Annotated in this window: 14 protein-coding genes; 6 read left to right on the plus strand and 8 right to left on the minus strand. The window is 58.9% G+C overall.

The window, feature by feature from the left end; all coding sequences use genetic code 11:
• Positions 1-111: 111 nt before the first annotated feature.
• Positions 112-1,332 (plus strand): sugar metabolism global transcriptional regulator Mlc, encoded by a 1,221-nt coding sequence (gene mlc / locus CWM58_RS02610; RefSeq protein ID WP_044649713.1) that lies wholly within the window; start codon positions 112-114, stop codon positions 1,330-1,332.
• A 127-nt stretch (positions 1,333-1,459) separates the two neighbouring features.
• A complete protein-coding gene (gene bioD / locus CWM58_RS02615; protein ID WP_061154702.1) occupies positions 1,460-2,155 on the plus strand; it encodes a dethiobiotin synthase in 696 nt (231 codons plus the stop codon).
• Here the strand turns inward: bioD and clcB are convergent.
• From clcB to CWM58_RS02645, 6 genes are all read right to left on the minus strand, one after another.
• Positions 2,108-3,403 carry a voltage-gated ClC-type chloride channel ClcB gene (clcB, locus tag CWM58_RS02620; protein WP_100680149.1) on the minus strand — a complete coding sequence of 432 codons (1,296 nt, stop codon included), beginning with the start codon at positions 3,401-3,403 and terminating at the stop codon, positions 2,108-2,110. The genes bioD and clcB overlap by 48 nt on opposite strands.
• Before the next feature lie 133 nt (positions 3,404-3,536).
• The gene (dmsD, locus tag CWM58_RS02625) at positions 3,537-4,145 is read right to left on the minus strand and encodes a Tat proofreading chaperone DmsD (RefSeq protein WP_008805018.1); all 609 of its coding nucleotides are present in this window, start codon (positions 4,143-4,145) and stop codon (positions 3,537-3,539) included.
• 41 nt (positions 4,146-4,186) lie between these two features.
• Positions 4,187-5,044, minus strand: coding sequence for a dimethyl sulfoxide reductase anchor subunit family protein (locus CWM58_RS02630; RefSeq protein WP_100680150.1), 858 nt, complete (start codon positions 5,042-5,044; stop codon positions 4,187-4,189).
• A gap of 1 nt (position 5,045) precedes the next feature.
• Positions 5,046-5,663: a DMSO/selenate family reductase complex B subunit gene (locus CWM58_RS02635; protein WP_008805016.1), complete on the minus strand. Its 618-nt coding sequence runs from the start codon at positions 5,661-5,663 to the stop codon at positions 5,046-5,048.
• A gap of 10 nt (positions 5,664-5,673) precedes the next feature.
• Entirely contained in the window at positions 5,674-8,109 is a 2,436-nt protein-coding gene (ynfE, locus tag CWM58_RS02640; protein WP_100680151.1) for a selenate/tellurate reductase subunit YnfE, read from the minus strand.
• Between the two features lie 150 nt (positions 8,110-8,259).
• Positions 8,260-8,529 (minus strand): DUF1161 domain-containing protein, encoded by a 270-nt coding sequence (locus CWM58_RS02645; protein WP_008805014.1) that lies wholly within the window; start codon positions 8,527-8,529, stop codon positions 8,260-8,262.
• 101 nt (positions 8,530-8,630) lie between these two features.
• Here CWM58_RS02645 and CWM58_RS02650 point away from each other — a divergent pair, with 101 nt between their 5' ends.
• A complete protein-coding gene (locus tag CWM58_RS02650) occupies positions 8,631-9,341 on the plus strand; it encodes a YnfC family lipoprotein (protein WP_100680152.1) in 711 nt (236 codons plus the stop codon).
• Here the strand turns inward: CWM58_RS02650 and speG are convergent.
• Positions 9,335-9,895, minus strand: a complete 561-nt coding sequence (gene speG / locus CWM58_RS02655; RefSeq protein ID WP_008805012.1) for a spermidine N1-acetyltransferase — start codon at positions 9,893-9,895, stop codon at positions 9,335-9,337. The genes CWM58_RS02650 and speG overlap by 7 nt on opposite strands.
• 78 nt (positions 9,896-9,973) lie before the next feature.
• Positions 9,974-10,315 carry a DUF1283 family protein gene (locus CWM58_RS02660; protein ID WP_004206035.1) on the minus strand — a complete coding sequence of 114 codons (342 nt, stop codon included), beginning with the start codon at positions 10,313-10,315 and terminating at the stop codon, positions 9,974-9,976.
• 108 nt (positions 10,316-10,423) lie between these two features.
• Here CWM58_RS02660 and CWM58_RS02665 point away from each other — a divergent pair, with 108 nt between their 5' ends.
• From CWM58_RS02665 to CWM58_RS02675, 3 genes are all read left to right on the plus strand, one after another.
• Positions 10,424-10,786, plus strand: a complete 363-nt coding sequence (locus CWM58_RS02665) for a YnfA family protein (protein WP_162493261.1) — start codon at positions 10,424-10,426, stop codon at positions 10,784-10,786.
• A gap of 114 nt (positions 10,787-10,900) precedes the next feature.
• Entirely contained in the window at positions 10,901-12,184 is a 1,284-nt protein-coding gene (locus CWM58_RS02670) for an MFS transporter (RefSeq protein ID WP_100680153.1), read from the plus strand.
• Between the two features lie 286 nt (positions 12,185-12,470).
• Complete coding sequence (locus CWM58_RS02675) at positions 12,471-13,934, plus strand: mannitol dehydrogenase family protein (RefSeq protein WP_100680154.1); 1,464 nt, start codon at positions 12,471-12,473, stop codon at positions 13,932-13,934.
• Positions 13,935-14,149: the final 215 nt, after the last annotated feature.

Genomic DNA, 14,149 nt, shown 5'->3' on the forward strand with positions numbered 1-14,149 from the left:
TGGAAATGTGCGGTAAATCACAAGGCTAAGTAAAAATTTGACGTTCACCATCGAAGTGCTTCACCATAGCCGAAAGTTTATTTCGAAGCGCGAAAATAAAGGGAGTCAATGGTGGTAGCGGATAGTCAACCAGGCCATATCGATCAAATTAAGCAGACCAATGCGGGCGCTGTGTATCGCCTGATTGATCAGCTCGGCCCGGTATCGCGTATCGACCTCTCCCGATTTGCGCAACTGGCTCCCGCCAGCATCACCAAGATTGTCCGTGAGATGCTGGAAGCGCATCTGGTGCAGGAGACGGAGATCCAGGAGCCCGGCAGCCGTGGCCGCCCGGCGGTAGGGTTGATGGTGGAAACCGAGGCCTGGCACTATCTCGCGGTGCGCGTCAGCCGCGGCGAGATCCACCTTTCGCTGCGTGATTTAAGCAGTCAGCTGGTGGTGGAGGATCAGCTGGAGCTGGCCCTCACCGACAGCACGCCGTTTCTGACGCGCATTATTGACCACATCGATCGGTTCTTTATTCGTCACCAGAAGAAGCTGGAACGTCTCACCTCCATCGCCATGACGATGCCGGGTATTATTGATACCGAAAATGGCATTATTCATCGCATGCCGTTTTATGAGGATGTCAAAGATGTGCCGCTGGGCGATGTGCTGGCTAACCATACCGGGGTGCCGGTCTATATTCAGCATGACATCAGCGCCTGGACTATGGCGGAATCGTTGTTCGGCGCCTCGCGCGGCGCCCGGGACGTCATCCAGGTGGTTATCGATCATAACGTCGGCGCCGGGGTTATCACCGACGGGCGCCTGCTGCATGCCGGCAGCAGCAGCCTGGTGGAGATCGGCCATACTCAGGTCGATCCCTATGGCAAGCGCTGCTACTGCGGCAACCATGGCTGTCTGGAAACCATTGCCAGCGTAGAGAGCGTGCTGGAGCTGGCGCAGATGCGAATGGCCCAGTCGATGAGCTCGCTGCTGCACCAGCGTCCGCTGAGCGTGGAGTGGCTGTGCCAGGCCGCGCTGCAGGGCGATCTGCTGGCCAGAGACATTATCAGCGGCGTGGGTAACCACGTCGGCCGGATTCTGGCGATCATGGTCAATCTGTTTAACCCGCAGAAAATTCTGATTGGCTCGCCGTTTAATCTGGCGGCAGATATCCTTTTTCCGGCAATTTCCAGCTGCATTCGGCAACAATCACTCCCGGCCTACAGCCAGCATATCGCGGTTGAAAGCACCCAGTTTTCCAATCGCGGCACGATGGCTGGCGCGGCGCTGGTCAAGGATGCGCTCTATAACGGATCCTTACTCATACGACTGTTACAGGGTTAACATTTTTTCATAGTCGCACCAAAAATTGCGCTATCTCAAGCCGACCTCTGGCGGCATCACGTAGACTTTGCCCACTGTTGATTATTTCTCTCCCGTATATTTCATCGACAAAACTGTGGGGTTAGTGATGTTTAAGCGTTTCTTTATTACAGGTACAGACACCTCTGTCGGGAAGACAGTGGTTTCCCGTGCGCTGTTGCAGGCACTTGCTGCCAAAGGCAAAAGCGTGGCCGGGTACAAGCCTGTGGCGAAGGGCAGCAAAGAGACGCCAGACGGTTTGCGTAACAAAGACGCGCTGGTGCTGCAGAGCGTCTCCACGCTGGCGTTGCCGTATGAAGCTGTCAATCCCATAGCGTTAAGCGAAGACGAAAGCAGCGTGGCGCACAGCTGCCCGATCAACTATGGTTTGCTGTCGGATGGTTTGCAGCGACTGGCCGGCCAGGTCGATCACGTAGTGGTTGAAGGTACCGGCGGCTGGCGCAGCCTGATGAACGACCTGCGCCCGCTCTCCGAATGGGTGGTACAGGAGCAGCTCCCGGTGCTGATGGTGGTGGGGATCCAGGAGGGGTGTATCAACCATGCGCTGCTGACGGCCCAGGCGATCGCCAATGACGGACTGCCGCTGATCGGCTGGGTGGCCAACCGCATCAACCCCGGTCTGGCGCACTACGCCGAAATCATCGATGTCCTCAGCAAGAAGCTGCCGGCGCCGCTGATTGGCGAGCTGCCGTACCTGCCGCGCGCCGAACAGCGTGAGCTGAGCCGCTATGTCGACTTAGACATGCTCGGCAACGTGATGGCGATAGATCGAATCCCGGCGTAACGTCCGCGACAGCACCGACGCCACCACGCAGGTGATCAGCAGGCCGGGCAGCAGCGTATACTGCCCGGTCATCTCACATATCATCAGGGTCGACATGATTGGCGCATGGGTGGTGGCAGCCAGAAACGCCGCCATGCCGGTTAGACCGATCATCATAGCCATCTCTTCATTCCCGGGTAGCCATAGCCCGCTGACGCTGGCAAATAGCATGCCCATCGCCAGGCCGACAAACAGCGTGGGGGTAAAGACCCCGCCCGGCGCGCCGGAGCCGCTACTGGCCAGCACCGCCAGCAGTTTGCACAGGAAAACGCCGGCCAGCAGTAGGCCAGACGGCGGCACCTGCAAATAGCTTTGCACCACGCTGTAGCCGTTGCCCCACACCGCCGGGGTGATGAGCGATAAGCTGCCGACAATCAGCCCACCCAGCGCCAGCTGCCACGGCGGTGCCAGTTTCAGTTTGACGAAGCCACGGTGGCTGTAGTCCATCAGCCAGATAAACAGCGGGCCGCATACCCCGGCCAGCAGGCCAGTCGCCAGCATTAAACCATAGTGCAGCGCGCTGAGGTTTTGCTGCAGGACGACGTGGTACAGCGGCGTGGCGCCGCCGTTGAGAAACTGCGTCAACAGCAGGGCGATCACCGCCGAGATAACGACCGGCCCGAGCGAGGCCAGCATCAGCGTGCCAAAGAGAATTTCAGCAATAAACAGGCTGCCGGCCAGCGGGGCATGATAGGCGCTGGCCATCCCGGCAGCGGCGCCGCAGGCGACCCACAGCTTCCATTCAGTCTGCGGCGTGAAGCGGCGGGCGAACAGCGACGCCGCCAGCGCGGCCAGCAGGATCATGGCGCCTTCCCGGCCAATCGCGCTGCCGGTGACCACGACCAGCAATGACGCCAGCGATTTCACCAGGCTTGCCGGCGTATCGAAGCAACCGTCGCCGGTCTCCAGGGCTTCCATATAATCGGTGGCGGCATGCGGGCGCGCGATGCTGCGTCGCTGCCACAGCCAGAGAAGTGTCCCTGCCGCCAGGCCGCCCAGCGCCGGGGTAATCAGCCGCCGCCACGCCGGCAGCGACTGCGCCGCGTTGACCAGGCTCCCGCTGTCATTGCCAAGAAACAGCGTTTCCAGCACCACCATCGCATGGCGAAACAGCGCCACCGCCAGGGCGGCGAGAAGGCCAATCAGGGTGGCGATCAGCAGGCGGCGAAACATCACCTGCACATCAGGATAGGGATGAAGACGGTGCATCAGTTACGGCGAGGTTCGGAAAACATGGCCTTATTGTGATAGGGAATAACCTTAGATGCAAAAGCGATAAGTGCGGGTGAGGGGCTGGGAAGCGACGAAATAAAACCGCGCCGGATACCGGCGCGGTGAAGGGTTAACGATAGAGCGCTTTTTCCGCCACGGCGATCGGCAGATTCTCCTGCCACTGCGCCAGCGTTGCCTGCGCCAGCTGACCCAGCGCCTGGTAGAAGGGGTGGGCGGCATGGTCGACAAAGACGCTCAGGAAGCGCCCGGACCACGGCAGCAGGTGCCAGGCCAGCAGCTGGGCAAACAACGCATCCTGCTCCGTCTCGCACAGCCATGCCGCCAGCAGCAGCAGGGTGCCGAAATGATCTTCCGGTTCGTTACGCTCGGCGTCCAGTGCGATGCCGTTCGTGCGCATCCACTCGCGCAGGGCCAGCGTGGAATCGCCAAACAGCACTGACTCTTTATCCAGCCAGACGGATCCCCATGGCGGCGCCGGCAGGGCCCACGGGCCGATAAACAGGCGTTGCCAGGCTTCTGGTAATGACTCTTCCGTCGACGCGGCAAAGGCTGACGCCAGTGGGGCGGTTACCGGGAAGGGCCACTGTTGCTGCCAGCTGCCGTCCTGGAAGGCGGCGACCAGCGGCGCAATGTGCGCGCTATTCGGCGCATAAGAGAACAGCGCGCCCAGGGTGCGGGCGCTTAACGCGACAGCGTCGCGGTTTGGGATCGGCATCATTACTTATTCCTTTCTGCGGCGCGCGCCAGCGCGCCGTCTCATTAACCGGCAACCGCCATACCGACGGTCATATGCAGACCATAAAACAGGCCGCGACCAATACATTCCGCGATCAAGACCAGCAGCAGGCCGATCAGCAGCGCCGTAGCGCGCGGCGGTTGGCGGCGGATCAGCGGACACAACCAGCAGCCAAGACCGAGAGCCAGCAGTATCAGGCGTAACGCCTGGAGTGTGCCGTAATCTGGCAGCAGGGTGGCTGCCTGCTGGACTGAACTGTGTATGGTACTGAGTCCGGCGCTTTGCATGATGATAACGGCGGCGCCGATCGCCAGCGCGGCCACGCTGAGTCCGGCAAAAAACCAGCCGTTAAAGTCGACTTTCGCCAGCCGCAGCAGCAGGGCGGCGAACAGCGGCCCGCTGAGGAGCACCGTCAGGAAGAACGCGCTGGTAGTGTAGCCATTGTACCATGTTGGCACGGTATCGATTTGGTAAACCCGGGTCATCGCCAGAACAAACAGCAGCCCCAACAGCATGGCGATCACCAACCAGACTTTACCCAGCGCCGCTGGCATTTTGCCCAGTACCGCCAGCAGCCACCAGAATCCCCCCACTGCGAAGAACAAGGCGCCGCTGGCGATTTCATTGCTCAGCGCCGAGGCGCCGACGCGGTTCAGCGAGTTAAACGCGCGCAGCGGCGAACCGAGATGCATCACCGAAGCCAGAAAACCAATGCCCATCAGCAGCCAGATAAAAAACATGCTGCGCGCCAGCCGCTGCTGCGCTTCGCGCTGATCTGTCAGCGATAGCCAGCCCAGCCCGCTGACGAGGGTCGCGCCGACCACGCATTGCCCCAGTACCGTAAACAGCACCAGCGGCCATTCATGCCATCCGCTTCCCATCTCACACCTCCTTTGGATTTGCCAGATAACCGGTGGTATCGCCACACGGCCGGGCATTGGCGTTAGGTTTAATAACGATACTCGGCCTGGTAAAATGCGCCGAGGGCAGCGGGGCCACTGCGGCCAGCTGGCCGTGCTTGGCGCGCAGCTCGGCAATCGGCCCGAAATCGAGCGCCCGCAGCGGGCAGGATTCGACGCAGATCGGCTTTTTCCCCTCGGCGACGCGCTCGTGACAGCCGTCGCACTTGGTCATATGACCTTTGTCGGCGTTGTACTGCGGGGCGCCGTACGGGCAGGCCATATGGCAGTAGCGGCAGCCAATGCACACCGCTTCGTTGACCACCACAAAACCATCGTCGCGCTTGTGCATCGCCCCACTCGGGCAGACCTTGGTGCAGGCCGGATCTTCGCAGTGGTTACAGGCGATGGAGAGGTAGTAGGCGAACACATTCTGCTGCCAGACGCCGTTGTCCTCCTGCCAGTCGCCGCCGGCATACTCATAGATGCGACGGAAGCTGACCTCCGGGGTGAGATTCTTGTAGTCCTTACAGGCCAGTTCGCAGGTTTTACACCCGGTACAGCGAGCGGAATCGATAAAGAATCCATATTGCGTGCTCATGGTTTACTCCTTAAACCTTCTCTATGTCGACCAGGTTGGTATGCTGTGGATTCCCCTTCGCCAGCGGCGATGGGCGGTGGGTGGTCAGCGTATTCATGCAGGCGCCATGGTCGATCCGGTCTCCGGCCATATTCGCGTCGTGCCAGGCGCCCTGGCCCATCGCCGACACGCCCGGCATGATGCGCGGCGTCACTTTCGCCGGAAGACGGACTTCGCCGCGCTGATTAAAGACGCGCACCATATCGCCGTTTTTAATCCCGCGTTTTTCCTCATCAAGCGGATTGAGCCACACCTCCTGGCGACAGGCCGCTTGTAATACATCGACGTTGCCGTAGCTGGAGTGGGTGCGCGCTTTATAGTGGAAACCAAACAGCTGCAGCGGATATTGGCCGCGCAGTGGATCGTCCCAACCTTCAAATGTGGAGGCGTAGACCGGCAGCGGGCTGATAACTTCGTCTTTCTCCAGCTGCCAGTGGGCGGCAATCTCGGCGAGCCGGCTGGAGTAGATTTCAATTTTGCCGGACGGGGTTTTGAGCGGATGCGCTTCAGGATCGCGGCGGAAGTCGCGATAGGCGACGAAGTGGCCGTTCGGATCTTTACGCTTGTAGATGCCCATCTGCTTCAGGTCGTCGTAGCCAGGTAGCGCGGGGTCTTTCGCCACCATTTTGGCATACAGATGCTGCAGCCACTGCGCCTGCGTGCGCCCCTCGGTAAAACGTTGATGCACGTCGTCGCCGAGCCGTTTCGCCACTTCACTTAAGATCCAGTAAATCGGTTTGCGTTCGAACTTCGCCGAGGTAGCGGGCTGGATAAAAATGAGATAGCCCATATTGCCGGCATAGTCGTTGGGAATAATATCTTCCTGCTCAACGGTCATCAGATCGGGCAGCAGCAGGTCGGCGTATTTCGCCGACGAGGTCATAAAGTTGTCGATAACCACAATGGTTTCGCACTTGCTTTCGTCCTGCAGGATCTCGTGGGTCTTATTGATGTCGGAGTGCTGGTTGATGATGGTGTTGCCCGCGTAGTTCCACAGGAACTTGATCGGCACATCCAGCTTCTCTTTGCCGCGCACGCCGTCGCGGGTGGCGGTCATCTCCGGGCCTCGAGCGATGGCGTCGGTCCAGGTGAAGCAGGAGATGGCGGTCTTTACCGGATTTTCCAGCACCGGCAGACGTTCGATAGTGATGGTGTAGGTTGATTCGCGGGCGCCGCTGTTGCCGCCGTTGATGCCGACGTTGCCGGTTAAGATCGGCAGCATGGCGATCGCGCGGGCGGAGAGTTCGCCGTTGGCCTGGCGCTGCGGTCCCCAGCCCTGGCAAATATAAGCCGGTTTACTCATGCCGATTTCGCGCGCCAGCTTAATGATGCGATCGGTAGGGATGCCGGTAATACGCGAGGCCCACTGCGGCGTTTTGGCGATCCCGTCGTCGCCCTCGCCAAGAATATACGCTTTGTAGTGGCCGTTTGCCGGCGCCCCGACCGGCAGCGTTTTCTCATCGTAGCCAACGCAGTATTTGTCGAGGAATGGCTGGTCGACGAGCTCCTCGTTTATCAGCACCCAGGCGATACCGGCGACCAGCGCGGCGTCCGTGCCGGGACGAATAGGGATCCACTCATCTTCCCGACCGGCAGCGGTATCGGTGTAGCGCGGGTCGATAACGATCATCCGCGCGTTAGAGCGCTCGCGAGCCTGCTCCAGATACCAGGTAATGCCGCCGCCGCTCATCCGGGTTTCCGCTGGGTTATTGCCGAACATCACCACCAGCTTGCTGTTTTCAATATCCGAAGTACTGTTGCCGCCGTTGCTGCCGTAGGTATAGGGCATCGCGCAGGCAATCTGTGCGGTGCTGTAGGTACCGTACTGGTTAAGCGAGCCGCCGTAGCAGTTCATCAGCCGCGCTACCGGCGACGCTGAAGGCGACGAACGGGTGATGTTGCCGCCGACGATCCCCGAAGAGTAGTTAATGTACACGGCTTCATTGCCATACTGGGCAACGGTGCTTTTCAGACGGTCAGCGAGGATATCCAGCGCCTCCTGCCAGCTGATGCGTTCAAATTTGCCTTCCCCGCGTTTGCCGACGCGCTTCATGGGATAGTTAAGGCGATCCGGGTGATTGATGCGCCGACGAATCGAGCGCCCGCGCAGGCAGGCGCGGACCTGGTGGTCGCCGTAGCGGTCGTCGCCGGTGTTATCCGTTTCGACGAAAACCACTTCATCATCACGCACGTGCAGCCGCAGGGCGCAGCGGCTGCCACAGTTGACCGAACAGGCGCCCCAGACGACGCGGGTGTTGTCGCCGGTAGCCTGTTGTACTGCTGCCGCGGCGCTGCGCAGTGTAAAGGGTAGGGTCAGCCCGCCGGCGGCCAGCGCCAGAGAGCTGAGGGCTGTGGATTTGAGTAGCGCGCGTCGGGTGACGCCGCCGGGGGATTCCTGATTCGACATTGCTCACTCCATGATAGTTATGCTGTGCGGAGAAGGGCCGCCACGTCATTAACAGACGCAGGGGTGAGCGATAATACGTTATAGGTAGCCAGCCGATCTTATCCCTGGTCAATGCAGGGATAAGATCTTTCATTTGAAACCGAAGTGGGCTTACTGAGCGTCGTTTTCGGCGGGACTGTCGCTGTTACGCGTATAGGTGATTTTGAAGGTGTCATTGGCGCAATGGCCGACCACCTGAACCCCGGGCTGGTCTGCCTGATCGTTTGGCACAATGGCCAGGCTGAAGGCAGTTTCCGGTACGCCATTGTTGATGATCTTCTGCTGGATGTCACTTTTAACCCGTTCACAAGAGTCGGGGGCCGCCAGCACGGTCGTGGAGCACAGCAGTAGCGCGGCGCCTGTCCAGAGGGATAGTTTCATCTTACACTCCTTATCGATGTTATCCAGAATTAAGCATAGCAGAACTGGTGTAAACAATTGTATTTGCTAATATGATCTGATGTACACAAAAGGAATCGCCTGTGAAAAGATTGTATTGGCTGATCCCGGCAGCGCTGCTGCTGACGGCGTGCGACCGCAAAAGCGCCCCGGAAGCCTTCACCCCCGAGATGGCGAGTTTTTCCAATGAGTTTGAGTTCGATCCGCTGCGCGGGCCGGTGAAAGATTTTAGCCAGACGCTATTGGATGAACACGATGTGGTGGTCAAAAAAGTGAGCGCTCAGCTGTCAAAAGAGGGATGTTTTGATCTGCTGACCCTGGAAGATGTGGAGAACAATACCGGCGCCACGCTGCTGCTGGATGCCAACTATTACGTCGATGGGCGCACCCACGAGAAGCGACTGCGCCTGCAGGGCAAGTGTCAGCTGGCAGAGATGCCTGCCACCGGGGTGAGCTGGGAGACGGATGATAACGGTTTTATTATCAGTGCTCGCGGCAAAGAGACCACCGCCACCTACCGCTATGACAGCGATGGCTATCCGCTGGGAAAAACCACCACCGCCAAAGAAGAGCAATTTACCGTCGCCTCCACGCCGTCGAAGGATCCGCGCAAGAAAATGGACTATACCGCCATCAGCACCTTCAACGAACGCACGCTGGGCACGGTGCGTCAGACCTGCGACTACGATCGCCGCGACAATCCGCTGAGCTGTGAGCTGCAGGTTATTGATGAAAGCGTACAGCCGCCGCTGACTCGCCACTACACCATCAAGAACCGCATTGATTATTACTGAGCCGTCGGCTTCAGCAGGGCCGGACCAGGGGTTTTGTGTTCGGCCAGATACTGGTGCTGGAACAGACACATGCGGATGGTGTTGCGGTACTCGCCGTTAATGAAAAATTCATGGATCAGTTCACCCTCGACGATAAAGCCGAGCTTGCGGTAAATATGGATCGCTTTTTCATTCTCTTTATCGACAATTAAATACAGCTTATACAGATTAAGAACCGTAAACCCGTAGTCCATGGCCAGCCGCGCCGCGCGAGTGGCAAGGCCTTTTCCCTGGAAGTCCGGTGAGATAATGATCTGGAACTCGGCCCGCCGATGAACATGGTTGATTTCAACCAGCTCCACCAGCCCGGCTTTATCGCCATTGCATTCGATCACAAAGCGACGTTCACTTTGATCGTGAATATGTTTGTCGTACAGATCGGAGAGCTCAACGAAGGCCTCGTACGGCTCTTCAAACCAGTAGCGCATGACGCTGGCGTTGTTATCGAGCTGGTGGACAAAGCGCAAATCTTCCCGTTCGAGGGGGCGGAGTTTGACGTGTAGCGCGTCGGTCATGGGTAATCCTGTGGTTAAAGCTGAACAGCGCGTTATGAAAGGCGGCGCCCGCAGGCGCCAGCGTTGACAGGAAGCGGATCAGGGATTGATAGCCCGGCCGGTGCGGCGGTCAAGGCAGCGCAGGGTGTTCGGCTCCCAGTAGGCATTGACGTTGGCGCTTTTCTGGCAGTTATCCTGCGCGTCGAAGGCGACATCGGTTTTGTCCCACTCTTTTTCCGCCCGCTTATTGACCTTCTGGCGCAGGCTGCGGGTGTCGTTCCATTGCTCTTTTTCCATCGACGCCTGCTGACGGCTTTGCGCGCTGTCGCCAGATTCAATCACCAGCCGGTCGGTGGCGGCGAAGGAGCTGGAGGTATAGACCACGGCGCTTAACGCCAGAATGGCGGTCAGGCACCAGCGTTTGTTCAGTGTCATGTTCATCACGATTTCCTTTAAGTGATGGGTTAACCCTCAGGTTAAGTTTACTACAGCTCTTATGCCGGGCATAGCCGACAAAACAGCGTAGGGAAAGGGCTATTATCGCGTAGAATGGTTCAACGCTTTGTCTCATTTACGAATCTTTTAATGCTCAAAACAACGCTATTGTTCTTTGCCACTGCCTTGTGCGAAATCATCGGCTGCTATCTGCCGTGGTTATGGTTAAAGCGCGGGGCCACGCCGCTACTGTTGATCCCCACCGGCCTGGCGCTGGCGCTGTTCGTCTGGCTCCTGACGCTCCATCCTGCCGCTAGCGGGCGGGTCTATGCCGCTTACGGTGGGGTGTACGTCTGTACCGCCTTGCTCTGGCTGCGGGTCGTGGATGGCGTCAAGCTCAGCCATTACGACTGGGCCGGGGCGATCATCGCTCTGTGCGGCATGCTGATCATCGTGGCGGGCTGGGGTCGAGCCTGAGCTCGCCTTGTGTGATCGCTGCCACTTTTTTAAACCCTAATTCTTGTATGGTAGTCGACCTGTTGCCTTACTTATCAGACATTCTCTTTTGTTATGACTCTGTAAGGAACAACGATGGCTATCGAGACACTTGCCGCCCGGACGGGGGCGACGCCGCTGCGTATCCGTCGGGTGCAGAAGATCACCCTGACGCTGCTGTTTATCGCCGGTATCGTCAACTTTCTTGACCGCTCTTCGCTGAGCGTCGCCGGGGAGGCGATACGCGCCGACCTGGGACTCAGCGCCACCGAGTTCGGGGTGCTGCTCTCCGCCTTTTCGCTCTCCTACGGCTTCGCACAATTGCCATCGGGAATACTGCTGGATCGCGTTGGACCGCGCATTGTGCTCGGCGCCGGACTGATTTTCTGGTCCGCAATGCAGGCCCTGACCGGGATGGTCAATTCGTTCTCGCATTTTATTCTGCTGCGCATTGGACTCGGGATTGGTGAAGCGCCATTTATGCCGGCCGGTGTGAAATCAATCAATGACTGGTATGCGCAAAGAGAGCGCGGTACGGCGGTGGGGATATTTAACTCCTCGACGGTGCTGGGGCAGGCCATTGCGCCACCGGCTCTGGTTATTATGCAACTGGCCTGGGGCTGGCGAACGATGTTTGTGGTGATTGGCTTAGCCGGTATCGTGGTCGGTCTGTGCTGGTATGTGGGTTACCGAAATCGCCGGCACTTCACCCTGCAGGAAGAGGAGCAGCAGTATCTGGCCAGCGAGGAGGTGGCCCGCCCGGCGCTGAAATTTAGCGAATGGCTGGCTCTGTTTAAACGGCGCACCACCTGGGGGATGATTCTGGGCTTTTCCGGTGTGAACTACACTGGCTGGCTGTATATCGCCTGGCTGCCCGGCTATTTGCAGGCGCAGCAAGGGTTAAGCCTGGCCCGTACCGGCTGGGTGGCGGCGATCCCGTTCCTTGCCGCGGCGGTGGGGATGTGGGTCAATGGCCTGGTGGTCGATGCCCTGGCGCGCAGAGGTTACGATCTGGCGAAAACCCGCAAAACGGCGATCGTGATCGGTCTGGCGCTGTCGGCCCTGGGCACCCTGCTGGTGGTGCAATCCTCCACGCCGACCCAGGCGGTGGCTTTTATCTCCATGGCGCTGTTTTGCGTCCATTTTGCCGGGACGTCGGCCTGGGGGCTGGTGCAGGTATTGGTGGCGGAGCATAAAGTGGCCTCGGTGGCAGCGATCCAGAACTTTGGCAGCTTTGTGTTTGCCTCCTTTGCGCCGATCGTCACCGGATGGGTGGTGGATACCACCCATTCTTTTAATCTGGCGCTGGTGATCGCCGCCGGCGTGACCTTCACCGGGGCGTTGTGTTACTTCTTTATCGTTAAAACCCGTATCGACTAACCGCCAGACCGGACTCCCGGTTAAGTGACAGGCCCGCAGGGACGCGTGGCCGGTGTGTCATTCGTCGACTTCTTTTATTTCCTCGCGGCGACTGTTTCCCATTCCATCAGTGATGATTTTGTGACGGTTCACTCCCGGCAGCGAACCGGCTGCATCTTCTTGTATGGTAGTTGACAGAAATCAAAGATGTTATACCAATTGCGTGCGATGGTTGAGACACAAAGGCATTCTCCTCGAGAGTTCTCCCCGAGAATGGTTGATGAGACACATAACAACGAGAGTCATCATGGAAAACACCTTTTTAACCGCCAACGCCATGCTGCCAGGCTACGATCGCAGCGCGCTGATCCCCCGCATCGTACACCTTGGTTTTGGCGCATTCCACCGCGCCCATCAGGCGGTATATGCCGATATTCTTGCCAGTGAACATGGCAGCGACTGGGGCTATACCGAAGTCAATCTTATCGGCGGCGAGCAGCAGATCGCCGACCTCCGCCAGCAGGATCGGCTGTACACTGTGGCCGAAATGTCCGCCGACGCCTGGACCGCACGCGTGGTTGGGGTGGTGAAGCAGGCGCTGCACGCCCAGGTTGATGGCCTCGAAGCGGTGCTGGCGGCGATGTGTGAGCCTCAGGTAGCCATTGTCTCCCTGACCATTACCGAGAAAGGTTATTGTCATTCGCCGGCCAGCGGCGAGCTGCAGCTCGATCACCCGCTGATCGTCGCCGATCTGCACAACCCGCACCAGCCAAAATCGGCGCCGGGCGTGGTGGTGGAGGCTCTGGCTCGCCGTCGGGCGGAAGGCTTGCCGGCTTTTACCGTGATGTCCTGCGACAACATGCCGGAAAACGGTCACGTGATGCGCAATGTCGTCTGCGCCTACGCCCGGGCGCTGGACGCGGAGCTAGCGGCCTGGATTGAACAGAATGTCACCTTCCCATCGACCATGGTGGACCGCATTGTCCCAGCCGTTACCGCGGAAACCCTCGATAAAATTGAGCAACTGACCGGCGTGCGCGACCCGGCCGGGGTGGCCTGCGAACCTTTCCGTCAGTGGGTGATTGAGGATAACTTTGTTGCCGGACGTCCGCAGTGGGAAAAAGCGGGAGCGGAACTGGTCGCCGATGTGGTGCCTTTTGAAGAGATGAAGCTGAGGATGCTCAACGGTAGCCACTCGTTCCTGGCGTACCTGGGCTATCTGGCCGGTTATCAGCACATCAACGACTGTATGCAGGATGACAACTACCGCCGCGCGGCGCTGGCGCTGATGCTGGACGAACAGGCGCCGACGCTGAAAGTGCAGGGGGTGGATCTACCGCGCTACGCCAGTCTGCTGATTGACCGCTACTGCAATCCGGCGCTGAAGCACCGTACCTGGCAGATAGCCATGGACGGCAGCCAGAAGTTGCCGCAGCGCATGCTGGACTCAGTACGCTGGCATCTGGCGCACCAGCAAGATTTCACGCTGCTGGCGCTCGGTGTGGCGGGCTGGATGCGCTATGTCGGCGGCGTTGACGATGCCGGCCAGCCGATTGAGATTTGCGATCCGCTGTTGCCGGTTATCCAACAGGCGGTGGCGGCCAGCGCCGAGGGTGAAGCGCGGGTGAAAGCGCTGCTGGGTATTGAGGCGATCTTCGGCCTGGCGTTGCCGCAGGAGCCACGCTTCGTCTCGGCGGTGACCCGCGCCTATCTGGCGCTGCAGCGGCAGGGGGCCAAAGCCACCGTCGCCGCGTGGGCTGCCGAGCAATAATCCGCTTCCGGTGTCGGCCTCGTCGTCGACACCGGCTATTTTGTTATCTCTGCCACCTTCCGCTGATATTTCTTTTTTTTGCAGTCGATCGGTTTTGGCGTGCTGAAAGTATGATCGAACGCAATGTCTATACATAACTCTATATTTCCCTGATTTACTAAAGATAAGTAGCTGTTATTTTTCCGAATTATGGCTGGTAATTTACTGCCATAATG

The organism is Klebsiella sp. H-Nf2, from assembly GCF_002806645.1.
GTDB classification, from domain to species: domain Bacteria; phylum Pseudomonadota; class Gammaproteobacteria; order Enterobacterales; family Enterobacteriaceae; genus Klebsiella; species Klebsiella variicola.

Excerpts from the sequence above, each read along its gene's own strand:
- bioD (WP_061154702.1), top strand. The coding sequence starts at position 1,460 with ATGTTTAAGCGTTTCTTTATTACAGGTACAGACACCTCTGTCGGGAAG.
- ynfE (WP_100680151.1), bottom strand. The coding sequence starts at position 8,109 with ATGTCGAATCAGGAATCCCCCGGCGGCGTCACCCGACGCGCGCTACTC.
- speG (WP_008805012.1), bottom strand. The coding sequence starts at position 9,895 with ATGACCGACGCGCTACACGTCAAACTCCGCCCCCTCGAACGGGAAGAT.
- CWM58_RS02665 (WP_162493261.1), top strand. The coding sequence starts at position 10,424 with ATGGTTCAACGCTTTGTCTCATTTACGAATCTTTTAATGCTCAAAACA.
- clcB (WP_100680149.1), bottom strand. The coding sequence starts at position 3,403 with ATGCACCGTCTTCATCCCTATCCTGATGTGCAGGTGATGTTTCGCCGC.
- CWM58_RS02660 (WP_004206035.1), bottom strand. The coding sequence starts at position 10,315 with ATGAACATGACACTGAACAAACGCTGGTGCCTGACCGCCATTCTGGCG.
- CWM58_RS02670 (WP_100680153.1), top strand. The coding sequence starts at position 10,901 with ATGGCTATCGAGACACTTGCCGCCCGGACGGGGGCGACGCCGCTGCGT.
- CWM58_RS02635 (WP_008805016.1), bottom strand. The coding sequence starts at position 5,663 with ATGAGCACGCAATATGGATTCTTTATCGATTCCGCTCGCTGTACCGGG.
- CWM58_RS02645 (WP_008805014.1), bottom strand. The coding sequence starts at position 8,529 with ATGAAACTATCCCTCTGGACAGGCGCCGCGCTACTGCTGTGCTCCACG.
- CWM58_RS02675 (WP_100680154.1), top strand. The coding sequence starts at position 12,471 with ATGGAAAACACCTTTTTAACCGCCAACGCCATGCTGCCAGGCTACGAT.
- CWM58_RS02630 (WP_100680150.1), bottom strand. The coding sequence starts at position 5,044 with ATGGGAAGCGGATGGCATGAATGGCCGCTGGTGCTGTTTACGGTACTG.
- dmsD (WP_008805018.1), bottom strand. The coding sequence starts at position 4,145 with ATGATGCCGATCCCAAACCGCGACGCTGTCGCGTTAAGCGCCCGCACC.